Consider the following 10,738-nt stretch of genomic DNA (forward strand, 5'->3'; position numbering starts at 1 on the left):
CCCAACAAGCCTGACGTCAGAACCTGATCCAGAGGAGTTCACCGATGAAGCGCACGCTACTGGCCGGCTTCGCCCTCGCGGCCGGCCTCGCCTGGGCCGGCACCGCCCAGGCCCAGGTCAAGATCGGCGTCGCGGGCCCGATCACCGGCCCCAACGCGGCCTTCGGGGCCCAGCTCAAGAACGGCGCCGAGCAGGCGGTCGCCGACATCAACAAGGCCGGCGGCATCAACGGCCAGAAGATCGTGCTGGTGGTCGGCGACGACGCCTCGGATCCGAAGCAGGGCGTCTCGGTCGCCAACAAGTTCTCGGCCGACGGCGTCAAGGCCGTGGTCGGCCACTTCAACTCCGGCGTCTCGATCCCGGCCTCCGACGTCTACGGCGAGTCCGGCATCGTCCAGATCACGCCGGCCTCGACCAACCCGAAATTCACCGACCGCAAGCTCTGGAACACCTTCCGGACCTGCGGCCGCGACGACCAGCAGGGCGCGGTCGCCGGCAGCTACCTGGCCGACAAGTTCAAGGGCAAGAACATCGCCTTCGTGCACGACAAGACGCCCTACGGCCGCGGCCTCGCGGACGAGACCCTCAAGTCCCTCAAGGCCAAGGGCGGCAAGGACGTGCTGTTCGAGGGCATCAACCCCGGCGAGAAGGACTACTCCGCCCTCGTCTCCAAGCTGAAGCAGGCCAAGACCGACGTGATCTACTACGGCGGCCTGCACACGGAGGCCGGCCTGATCGTGCGCCAGATGCGCGACCAGGGCCTCAACGCGCCCCTGATGAGCGGCGACGGCATCACCGACAAGGAGTACGCCCAGATCGCCGGCCCGGGCGCCGACGGCACCCTCATGACCTTCGCGCCCGACGCCCGCAAGAACCCCAACGCCAAGGACGTCGTGGCCGAGTTCAAGGCCCGCAACTACGATCCCGAGGCCTACACCCTCTACTCCTACGCCGCCGTCCAGATCCTGAAGGCCGCCATGGAGGCGACGAAGTCGACCGACGGCAAGAAGGTCGCCGCCTACATGCACGAGGGCAAGCCGTTCAAGACCGTGATCGGCGACATCTCGTACGACAAGAAGGGCGACATCACCCGCCCGGACTACATCATGTACGTGTGGAAGAAGGGCGCCGACGGCCGCATCGACTACACCGGCAACGAGCTGACCCAGTAGGGCGCCGCCCTCCCGGCGGCCGGCCGGAGGCGCTCCGGCCGGCCCGCCCCGCGCGCGAGCGCCCGGCATCCCGCGCGGATTCCGGGCGCCCGCGTGTGACGAACCCGTGCGTCCGTCACCGGCACGGCTTGCGCGTCCCTACGCCTCACCTTACATGCAGCCCAGCGTTCGAAGGTCCGCAGAGCGCCCGGCCCCGGCCGAGCTCCTTCACGGCCGGCCGCGTCGCGCTGGATTCGATCGAGAATAGGCTCCCGGCGTGCCGACCGCGACGGCGCCCGGAGCGGAGAGTGTGAATGGCGAAAGAAGAGTTGATGCAGTTCGACGGTCTCGTGCTCGAGATCCTGCCGGACGCGCGCTACCGCGTGCAGCTCGACCAGGGCCACGAGATCGTGGCCTACACGGCCGGCAAGATGAAGAAGAACCGCATCAAGACTCTGGCCGGGGACCGCGTCACCGTCGAGATGTCGCCCTACGACCTCGAGAAGGGGCGGCTGGTGTTCCGGCACAAGGACGAGCGCGCCTCAGGGCCGCGCCCGCCCTTCCGCGGCGGCCAGTTCCGCCGGCGCTGAGGCGCCGACGACCCGCCCGCGCCACGCGGACCAGCCGACACTTGGGGCCGGGGTGAGAACCCCGGCCCTTCTGCGTCGACGTCACGGACCCGAGCCCCGGACCTGAGACCCATGACCCGTCCCCTGGTGATCGCCCCCTCGATCCTGTCGTCCGACTTCGCGCGGCTCGGGGAGGAGGTCCGCGACGTGGTCGCGGCGGGGGCGGACTGGGTCCATGTCGACGTGATGGACGGCCACTTCGTGCCGAACCTGAGCTTCGGCCCGGTCGTGGTCCGGGCGCTGCGCCCGCACACGCAGGCGGTCTTCGACGTCCACCTGATGATCGCCCCGGCCGACCCCTACCTCGACGCCTTCGCGCAGGCGGGGGCCGACATCATCACGGTCCACGCCGAGGCCGGGCCCCACCTGCTCCGCTCGCTCCAGGCCATCCGGGCGCTCGGCAAGCGCGCCGGCGTGGCCCTGAACCCGGGCACGCCCGCGTCCCTGGTCGAGCCCGTGCTCGACGCGGTCGACCTCGTCCTCTGCATGACCGTCAACCCGGGCTTCGGGGGCCAGAGCTTCATCGCCTCCGCCTGCGAGACCGTGCGCCGCGTGCGGGCGATGGTGGGGGACCGCCCCATCGACGTCGAGGTCGATGGCGGCATCACCCCGGACACCGCCGCCGCGGTCGTGGCGGCGGGCGCCAACGTGCTGGTGGCCGGCTCGGCGATCTTCAAGGGGGGCCGCGACGCCTACGGGGCGAACATCGCGGCGCTCCGGCGGGCGGCGGAGGCCGCCGCCGGCACCTGGGTCTGAGGCGGCGCGGCCGACGAGGGCGTCCCCGGCGCGAGGACCGCCCGGCCTTCGCCCCCATGCGGCGCGTCCGCCCCGGGATCAGCCGGCGGCCTCGTCGCCGCCCGCCTCCGGCAGGCAGCCCGAGGCCTCGAGCGCGCCCATGAGGGCCTCGAGGCGGCGGCCGCACGCCGCCGCCTCCACCCTGATGCGCGCCCTCAGCGCCCCGAGCGCCGGGCCCGGGACGCGCCCTGCCCGCAGGAGGTCCTGCGCGGCGTCGATCATCCGGCCGAGCGCCGCGAGGCTCTGCTCGACGTCGGCCCGAAGGCCGTCGATCGCGTGCGCCTGCGTGCCGAAGGTCACGTCCTCGCGGGAGCGGCGCTCGATCAGGGCCGGCAGGCGGCCGAGACCGAGCCGGGCGACCGTCGCGGCGAGCGCCTGGACCTCCGCCACCAGCGGATCGGCCTCGGTCGCGCGCCGCCGCGGGGCCGGGGCGGCGCAGGCCGCGAGGCCGCGCCCGCGCTCCGGGACCCGGGCTTCCCCGCCGGTCGCCGCCGGCTCCTTGACCAGGTGCCCCTCGGCGCCGGCCGGCCAGCGTCGGCGTCCCGCGCGGCCGAGGTCGATGTAGGCGCGAGTGAGCCGGAATCTCGCTGTCATGCGATGCCATCGTCGGGAGTGGTGACCGAAGTCGCTTGTAGGGCCCAATCGTAAATTTCACAAGCACTGACAAGTAGAAAATAATAGAGCACTTTTTGCTCATAAGTCGATGGCCAAGTTAAATTTGAGCATTTATCGCTCATACGAACCTTGGTTGTTACGCTTGATCACAACCGCTTGTGGTTGTCTCGACCCAACGCGGCCGCGGCCGCGGCCACGCAGCCACGCAGCCATGCCGGCGCGCGACCGGGCGCGGAGCCGGGGCCGCGGCGGCGGTCCGGTCGTGCGGGGATCGGATCGGTCGAGCTCGCCGCAACGGGCCGGATCGCCGGCGCGCCGGGCGTGCGGGCCCGGCCGCCGGCGCCTTCCCGGGAGTACCGGTCTTCTTCAGGCCGGCGCGGGAGGGGGGCCGCCGCTCAGCGCCCGACGGCGCGGCGCGCCGGCCAGGAGCGGTCGGCCAGGGGGTCGCGAGGGGGCGAGGCGGTGGCCTCGGCGGCGAGGCGGGCGATCCGCCGGTCGAGCCGCGCGGCCGAGCGCCGGAGCGTGACGATGCCCAGCGCCGCGGCCCCGCTCACCAGGCACGGAACGAGGACGAAGGCGTAGGTCGTCAGGCTCATCATCGCAGGTTCGTCAGCGTCAGCCTCGCACCGCAGTGTAGACCAACGCCGAGCACGAACCAAACGACCATCAGGGCCAGGGCATCGTCGCCGATGCGGCCGGTGGTCGCCAGGGCGCCCGTGAGCGGAGCGACGATGCCCGTGATGGCGAACCCGGCCGCGCCGATATTCATCAGGTTGGCGGTGAGCTTCACCTGCTCGTTGTGGATCAGCGTGTCCCGGGCGAGCGCCGCCTCCGCCCGCCGCCGCTCCTCGGCCGCGGCGTCGCCGCGACCCGGGTCTCCGCTCTGATCGATGGGGTGCCCGCTCGCCATGCCGGGCCTGCCGCCTCCCTATGCCCTGCTGCTCTTCGGGAACCCGCGCGGCGCCATGACCCCGACCGTGCCGCGGTGGCCGACCCACTTGGCGAGCTCCTCGCCCGCCACCGTGCGGGTGCGCCCGGCGCTGTCGGGCCAGGTCAGCCCCTCGGCGAGCTTGAACACGCTCAGGGTCGCGAGGCCGCCCTCGCGGTAGCGCTGGAGCCGCACGCCCTTGCCCCTCGCCATCTCGGGCACCTCGGCCAGGGGGAAGACCACGAGCAGCCGGTTCTCGCCGCAGGCCGCGACGTGGTCGCCCGCCCCGACCTCGACGCAGTGGGTCGTGGTCGCCGGGTCGTCGAGCGCCACGAGCTGCCTGCCCTTGCGGGTGTTGGCCACGAGCCCGTCCGCCGGCGTGACGAAGCCGCGCCCGTCGCTGGTGGCGAAGAGCAGCCGGACGCCCGGCCGGTGGGCCCAGGCGGTGACGATCTCGGAGCCCTCGTCGAGGTCGACCATCAGGCGAAGCGGGTCGCCGAAGCCGCGCCCGCCCGGCAGGCGCGCCGCCTCCAGGGTGAAGACCTTGCCGTTCGAGGCCAGCACCAGGATCTTGGCGGTCGTCTCGGTCGGGAAGCTGAGCTTGAGGGCGTCGTCGCCCTTGAACTGGACGCCCGAGAGGTCGGCGACGTGGCTCTTCAGCGCCCGGATCCAGCCCTTCTGCGACACGATCACGGTGATCGGCTCGCGCTCGACCATCGCCTCCGAGAAGTCGATGCCCGTGGTGTCGGGCGGGTTCTCGAGGGTGGTGCGCCGGCGGCCGATCGCGGTCTCGGGCCCGTAGGTCTTGCGCACCGCCCGGATCTGCCTGGCGATGGAGGTCCATTGCTGGCTCTCGGAGCCGAGCAGCGCGTCGAGGTCGGCCTTCTCCCTGGTGAGCGCGTCGAGCTCGCGCTTCAGCGCCATCTCCTCGAGCTTGCGCAGGCTGCGCAGGCGGGTGTCCAGGATGGCGTTCGCCTGCAGCTCGGTGAGCTGGAAGACGCGCATCAGCTCGGCCTTGGGCTCGTCCTCCTCGCGGATGATCTGGATCACCCGGTCGAGGTCGAGGTAGACGATGAGCAGGCCGCCCAGGATCTCCAGGCGGCGCTCGATCTGGTCGAGGCGGTGGCGCGAGCGGCGCTGGAGCACGACGCGGCGGTGGTCGAGCCACTCGCGCAGCGCCTCGGCGAGGCCGATGACCCGGGGCACCTGCCCGCCGACCAGCACGTTCATGTTGAGCGGGATGCGGCTCTCGAGCTCGGTGAGCCGGAACAGCGATTCCATCAGGATGACGGGGTCGACCGTGCGCGAGCGCGGCTCCAGCACCACCCGGACGTCCTCGGCCGACTCGTCGCGCACGTCGGCGAGGAGCGGCAGCTTCCGTTCCTGGAGCAGCTCCGCCATCTTCTCGATCAGGCGCGCCTTCGGCACGCCGTACGGGATCTCCGTCACCACGACGGCCCAGGTGCCGCGGCCGAGATCCTCCCTCGTCCAGCGCGCCCGCACCCGGAAGCCGCCGCGCCCGGTGCGGTAGGCCTCCGCGATCGAGGCGGCGGAATCGATCACGATGCCGCCGGTCGGGAAGTCCGGTCCCTTGACGAAGTTCGTCAGCTGCTCGGAGGTCGCGGCCGGGTGGGTGATGAGGTAGAGCGCCGCGTCGCAGAGCTCGGCGGCGTTGTGGGGCGGGATCGAGGTCGCCATGCCGACCGCGATGCCCTGGGAGCCGTTGGCCAGCAGGTTCGGGAAGGCCGCCGGCAGCACCACCGGCTCCTCTTCCTGCCCGTCGTAATTGGGCCGGAAGTCGACCGCGTCCTCCTCCATCCCGTCGAGCAGGAGGCGGGCGACCTCGGTCATCCGGCACTCGGTGTAGCGCTGGGCGGCCGCGTTATCGCCGTCGATGTTGCCGAAATTGCCCTGGCCGTCGACCAGCGGGTAGCGCTGCGCGAAGTCCTGCGCCAGGCGCACCAGGGCGTCGTAGACCGCGGTGTCGCCGTGCGGGTGGTACTTGCCGATCACGTCGCCGACGACGCGGGCGCACTTCTTGTAGCCGTTGCCGGGATCGAGCTTGAGCAGCCGCATGGCGTGCAGGATGCGCCGGTGCACGGGCTTGAGGCCGTCGCGCGCGTCCGGCAGGGCCCGGTGCATGATGGTCGAGAGCGCGTAGGCGAGGTAGCGCTCCTCGAGCGCCGCCTTGAGGTCGACGTTCTCGATGCCGTCGCGGTCGGTGGGTGGCTCGAAGGGCTTGCCCATGGGATCCGTCAACTCACGATTCGCCGGTCACGAGACCAGAACATAACACGAACATCGGCGCGTGGCCAGGAAGCGCGCCGTTCGCGCCCGACGTCCTGGCACGAGGCCCGACAGTGACTTAGCGCGTCTCGGCGGTGCCGAGTGCGACGAAACGCGCCCGCTCCTCCGGCTCCGGAACATCGCGCGGACGCCAGATGTGCTGGTCGAGAAAATATCCCGTCAAGGTAAATCCCTGACGAATGTCGCCCGCGCTCGGCACGTTGAGGCCGCGGCGGTCGTCGCGCGGGACCAGGAAGTCGGGCAGGGCCAGCAGGCGGTCGCGCCAGGGCTCGCCCGCGGCGGCGCTCACCGCCCGGCCGCTCTTCGGCGAGACGTAGGCCAGGTAGGCGTTGGTGCCCGTCGCCGCGCAGGTCGCGAGGTCGAGGCCGAAGCCGAGCTCGGCCAGCATCGCGAGCTCGAACCGCACCATCAGGGCCGGGGCGAGGGCCGGGTCGTGCAGGTGCTCGATCAGCACCCGGGCCGCCGCGTACAGGGCCGGGTGGGGATCGCGCTCCGGGAGCAGCCGCATCAGGCCGGCGGCGTGGCCGAGGCCGTAGAGGGCGAGCCGGGACCCCATGAGCCGGGCGGCGGCGGTCTCGAGCGGCTCCACCGCGAAGCTGCCGAGGCTGTCGTCGAGGCGGGCGCGCCACACCGCCCGCACCAGGTTGCCGGGCTGGAGCACCGGCTGCATCCGGCGCGAGCGCCCGCCGTGCACGAGGCCGAGGTGGCGGCCGTGCGCGGCCGTCATCAGCTCGAGGACGCTGCCGGTCTCCCCGTGCCGGCGCACCCCGAGAACCAGCCCGTCATCCGTCCACTGCATGGCGCGGGATGATAGGGCCTCGCGGCCCCGACCGGAACTGCCGCCGGGCGCTCACGCCGGCGTCCCCTCCGCGACCGGCAGCGGCAGGCTGACCCACACCCGCGTGCCGCGGCCGGGCTCGCTGTCGATGCCGATCGTGCCGCCCATGAGGTCGATCAGGTGGCGGCAGATCGTGAGCCCGAGGCCCGACCCGCCGAAGCGGCGCCGGATCGAGCCGTCGGCCTGGCCGAAGCGGACGAAGAGCTGCTCGAGCTGCGCCCGCGAGATCCCGATCCCGGTGTCGCTCACCGTGAAGCGCAGGCGGGCCTGCCCGGCCTCGAGGCCGTCGAGGGTCACCGCCAGGGTGGCGGACCCGGCGGCCGTGAACTTCACCGCGTTGTCGAGGAGGTTCAGCAGCACCTGCCGGATCCGCCCGGGGTCGCCCACGACCCGGGCCGGCAGGTCCGGGCCCCGCAGGACGGCGATCGGCAGGCGCTTGCGGGACGCGACCCCGCGGGCGATCGCCACGGTCCCGTCGACGAGGTCCTGGAGGCCGAAGGGCTCCACGTCGAAGGCGACCCGGCCGGCCTCGATCTGGGCGATGTCGAGCACGTCGTCCACGACCCGCAGCAGCGCCGACCCGGCGTCGTGCACGACGCCGATCTGGCGCAGCGTCTCGCCGTCGAGGGGGCGCTTGAGCAGGTGGTCGGTGAAGCCCAGGACGGCGTTCAGGGGCGTGCGGATCTCGTGGCTCATGGTGTCGAGGAACTCGGACTTCGCGCGGCTCGCCCGCTCGGCGTCGTCCCGGGCCCGGGCCAGGGCCTGCTCGGACTGCTTGCGGGCCGTGATGTCGAGGGCCAGGCCGACGATGCGCGCGCTCGTGCCGGTGGCATCGTCGAGCACGCGGCCGATGCTCTGGATCCAGCGCACGCCCCCGGCCCCGTCCCGCACCCGGAGGTCGGCCGAGAACGGCGTCCGGGTCGACACCGCCTGGGTCACGGCGTCCCACAGCACCTTGCGGTCCTCGGGCTCGATCAGCGCCGTCCAGGCCGCGGAGGTCAGCGTGCAGGCGCGGGCCTCCAGCCCGTGCAGGTGCGCGCCCTGCTCCGACAGGGAGAGGGCGCCGGAGCGCATGTTCCAGTCCCAGAGGCCGGCGCCGGCCGACTTCTTGGCCAGGAGCAGCAGGTTCGTGGTGGCCTCCAGGGCCTTGTTGTCGGCGACGACGTCGTCCACGTCGACCGCGGTCACGAGCCAGCCGGCCACCCCGCCCCCGCCCGGGATCGGCACGGTGTCGGTCTGGTGCCAGCGCCAGTTCCCGTCCTCGCTCCGGTAGCGGCCGGTGAACACGTAGGCCGCCCCCGAGGCGAGCGCGCCGCGCCGCGCCTCCACGGCCCGGGCCCGGTCCTCCGGGTGGAGGCAGCCGGCCTCCCCGCGGGTCTCCGACAGGTCGGAATAGGCCGTGCGGGCCGACCGGTTGGCGAACGTGACGGCGCCGTCCGGGCCGAGCAGCCAGACCTTGTGCGGCATCGCCTCCAGCAGAAGGCGCGCGGGCGCGTCGCCGGCCTCCCGCGCCGCGCCCTCCTCCCGGCCCCCCTCGTCGAGATCGCCGAGCGGAACCGGGAACGGGACGCCGTTGAGCGGATGGTGGCTCCGGACGGTCATCGGTCTTCCTTCTCGCACGCCCGCGGCACCGTCCGGGTCCCACCGGTCGGCGCCGATCGGGGCCGCGACGGCGACCATCCGCGCCGTCCGGGGCTCGATCGCGGCGCCGGCCGAATCGGGCACGCACAGAGCTTCTCCTTGCTAACCCAGGGACGGCGTCTGGCAAATCCCGTTCACGGAGAAAACACGAAGTCTTGGTTCCGGCGCAACACAGTGCATCCCGATACCACCTCTCCGTCAGGCGCGTACAGACGTTTCCAGGACAACGGCTCGGCCGCGGGATGAAGGCGCCGACCGGGCAATCGCGATGAGGCAGATCGCGGGGAAGCCGGGCGTGCTCGACCTGTCGGAACCCTGCGCGGCGAAGTAAAACGATGGTGCCGGCCTCGCGTCCGCGGGCCGCGACCTTCTCCGACACTGACGCGCGGCGGCCGGGATGCCGATCCGGCCGGCCCGAGGCGGTCCGCCGGCGAGGCCGGCCCCGGCGAAGCCGGCCCCGGCGAAGCCGGGCGCGGGCTCAGCGCGTGCCGACGGCGCGGTCGGCGCAGAGGGCGCCCTCGAGGCGCCCGGCGATGTCGTCCCGGGCCGCCGGGTCGAGGCCGAGATGGACGCCGTCCGGCGAGAGCGCCAGGGCCTCGGGGCTGCGCCGGCCCGCGTAGATGTCGAGGAAGCGGCAGCCGGCGCGCGCGCATTCCTCCGCGACGATCGCCGAGTAGGCGGCCTCCTCGCCCGCGTCATACTGGCTGGCGATGCCCGCGCGCGCGGCATCGAAGGGCGGCACCGGCGTGGCGACGAGCGTCCGGGTCAGGGGCGCGAGATCGGCCATCAGCCCGCGGACGTCCCGGCGGAAGCCCTCGGCCGCGTCGCGCTCCGCGGCGCGGTGGCGCCGGGTGAGGTCGTTGGTGCCGACCGTCACCACGATGGCGGCGGGCGGCCGGGGCAGGCGGATGCGGGCCACGACGCCCCGCAGCCCGGCCGCGCGGGTCCCGGCGATGCCGGCGTCGACCGCCGGCGCGCCGCAGAGCCGCGGCAGGTAGAGGCGCTCGAGCTGCGAATCGCCGAGGAGGAGGCTGTAGGGGCCGGCGATCTGGCCGATCTGGGCCGAGACCGCGAACGCCCGCGCCTCGCGGAACGCCGTCATCTCCTGCCCGGTCTCGCCCCCGCGGGCGAGCCAGGCGCCCGCGCCCGCCGCGGCCGCGAATGCGGCCGCGGCGATCCAGACCTCTCTCCGCACCCGCACGACCCCGTTCCCCGTCGACCGCGCCTCCGCGCGGCGCCAGCGATCGCGCTCCCGCGCGGCGCCAGGAGCGCCTCGCCGGGCGGGGAGTCAACCGGCGTCCCCGCCCCGGGGCGATGCGCGGGCGGCATCGTCGCGCGGCGAACGCTAACGAATTCGTGAAACGTCCGGTTTATCCACGGGTGGCGCGCACCGCCCGACATCTTGGCGCCTGATTCGTGGCCTTCGATGCACGGTCAAGGGCGTTGCGTGTGGAGAGCCCCGTGCCGATGATGTCCGTCGAGATCGATCCGACAGAGATGCGTACGCCGCGGGCAGCCCCGCGGAGCCTGGGCCGTCCGGTCCGGCTCGCGATGCTGGCCGCCCTCGGCGTCGGTGGCTTCGCGGGGCTCGGGGCGGCCGCCTACCCGGTCGTCACCGACATCCTGCGCCCGCGCCAGAGCGAGGTGCGGTTCGGGCGCATCACCGACATGCCGGAGATCCGCGACGGCATCCCGGCGCTGAAGGCCGGTCCGGCCGCGGCCGCGGCCCCCTCGGACGTCGCGGCCGCCTCGGGCGCCGCGGTCGCCCCCTCCGGCGGGCTCGTGCGGACGGTCGCGATCGCCCCGGCCGCCGCGCCCGCCGCCTCCCTCGACC

10 protein-coding genes and 1 pseudogene are annotated in these 10,738 nt (G+C 73.3%); 4 read left to right on the forward strand and 7 right to left on the reverse strand.

All coding sequences use genetic code 11. From position 1 onward, the window contains the following. Positions 1-44 precede the first annotated feature (44 nt). The 3 genes from DT057_RS18955 to rpe all read left to right on the forward strand — a co-directional run bounded on the left by DT057_RS18955 (position 45) and on the right by rpe (position 2,536). On the forward strand, positions 45-1,172 hold the full coding sequence (locus tag DT057_RS18955) for a branched-chain amino acid ABC transporter substrate-binding protein (protein WP_128563662.1): 1,128 nt from the start codon (positions 45-47) through the stop codon (positions 1,170-1,172). Between the two features lie 293 nt (positions 1,173-1,465). Continuing rightward, on the forward strand, positions 1,466-1,741 hold the full coding sequence (infA, locus tag DT057_RS18960; RefSeq protein WP_128563663.1) for a translation initiation factor IF-1: 276 nt from the start codon (positions 1,466-1,468) through the stop codon (positions 1,739-1,741). A gap of 111 nt (positions 1,742-1,852) precedes the next feature. Next, the gene (gene rpe / locus DT057_RS18965) at positions 1,853-2,536 is read left to right on the forward strand and encodes a ribulose-phosphate 3-epimerase (RefSeq protein ID WP_128563664.1); all 684 of its coding nucleotides are present in this window, start codon (positions 1,853-1,855) and stop codon (positions 2,534-2,536) included. A gap of 78 nt (positions 2,537-2,614) precedes the next feature. Here the strand turns inward: rpe and DT057_RS18970 are convergent, their stop codons facing one another. The 7 genes from DT057_RS18970 to DT057_RS19000 form a co-directional block, all read right to left on the reverse strand. Next, positions 2,615-3,169, reverse strand: a complete 555-nt coding sequence (locus tag DT057_RS18970) for a hypothetical protein (RefSeq protein WP_128563665.1) — start codon at positions 3,167-3,169, stop codon at positions 2,615-2,617. Positions 3,170-3,585: 416 nt separating this feature from the next. Further along, positions 3,586-3,789 carry a hypothetical protein gene (locus DT057_RS18975; RefSeq protein ID WP_128563666.1) on the reverse strand — a complete coding sequence of 68 codons (204 nt, stop codon included), beginning with the start codon at positions 3,787-3,789 and terminating at the stop codon, positions 3,586-3,588. Further along, positions 3,786-4,100 carry a hypothetical protein gene (locus tag DT057_RS18980; RefSeq protein WP_128563667.1) on the reverse strand — a complete coding sequence of 105 codons (315 nt, stop codon included), beginning with the start codon at positions 4,098-4,100 and terminating at the stop codon, positions 3,786-3,788. Before DT057_RS18980 ends, DT057_RS18975 begins: the two co-directional genes overlap by 4 nt. Before the next feature lie 18 nt (positions 4,101-4,118). Continuing rightward, on the reverse strand, positions 4,119-6,365 hold the full coding sequence (parC, locus tag DT057_RS18985; protein ID WP_128563674.1) for a DNA topoisomerase IV subunit A: 2,247 nt from the start codon (positions 6,363-6,365) through the stop codon (positions 4,119-4,121). Between the two features lie 118 nt (positions 6,366-6,483). Further along, positions 6,484-7,224, reverse strand: a complete 741-nt coding sequence (recO, locus tag DT057_RS18990; RefSeq protein ID WP_128563668.1) for a DNA repair protein RecO — start codon at positions 7,222-7,224, stop codon at positions 6,484-6,486. A gap of 51 nt (positions 7,225-7,275) precedes the next feature. Next, positions 7,276-8,865, reverse strand: a complete 1,590-nt coding sequence (locus DT057_RS18995; protein ID WP_162501446.1) for a PAS domain-containing sensor histidine kinase — start codon at positions 8,863-8,865, stop codon at positions 7,276-7,278. 517 nt (positions 8,866-9,382) lie between these two features. Further along, positions 9,383-10,105 carry an SGNH/GDSL hydrolase family protein gene (locus tag DT057_RS19000; RefSeq protein ID WP_128563670.1) on the reverse strand — a complete coding sequence of 241 codons (723 nt, stop codon included), beginning with the start codon at positions 10,103-10,105 and terminating at the stop codon, positions 9,383-9,385. Positions 10,106-10,365: 260 nt separating this feature from the next. Here DT057_RS19000 and DT057_RS35530 point away from each other — a divergent pair. Further along, positions 10,366-10,738, forward strand: a pseudogene (locus DT057_RS35530) (hypothetical protein); the annotation flags it as partial.

It is taken from the genome of Methylobacterium crusticola, from assembly GCF_003574465.1.
GTDB lineage: Bacteria > Pseudomonadota > Alphaproteobacteria > Rhizobiales > Beijerinckiaceae > Methylobacterium > Methylobacterium crusticola.

Bases quoted from the DNA above. Each gene is read 5' to 3' on its own strand.
- DT057_RS18980 (WP_128563667.1), bottom strand. From the start codon at position 4,100: ATGGCGAGCGGGCACCCCATCGATCAGAGCGGAGACCCGGGTCGCGGC.
- parC (WP_128563674.1), bottom strand. From the start codon at position 6,365: ATGGGCAAGCCCTTCGAGCCACCCACCGACCGCGACGGCATCGAGAAC.
- recO (WP_128563668.1), bottom strand. From the start codon at position 7,224: ATGCAGTGGACGGATGACGGGCTGGTTCTCGGGGTGCGCCGGCACGGG.
- DT057_RS18995 (WP_162501446.1), bottom strand. From the start codon at position 8,865: ATGACCGTCCGGAGCCACCATCCGCTCAACGGCGTCCCGTTCCCGGTT.
- rpe (WP_128563664.1), top strand. From the start codon at position 1,853: ATGACCCGTCCCCTGGTGATCGCCCCCTCGATCCTGTCGTCCGACTTC.
- infA (WP_128563663.1), top strand. From the start codon at position 1,466: ATGGCGAAAGAAGAGTTGATGCAGTTCGACGGTCTCGTGCTCGAGATC.
- DT057_RS18955 (WP_128563662.1), top strand. From the start codon at position 45: ATGAAGCGCACGCTACTGGCCGGCTTCGCCCTCGCGGCCGGCCTCGCC.
- DT057_RS18970 (WP_128563665.1), bottom strand. From the start codon at position 3,169: ATGACAGCGAGATTCCGGCTCACTCGCGCCTACATCGACCTCGGCCGC.
- DT057_RS18975 (WP_128563666.1), bottom strand. From the start codon at position 3,789: ATGATGAGCCTGACGACCTACGCCTTCGTCCTCGTTCCGTGCCTGGTG.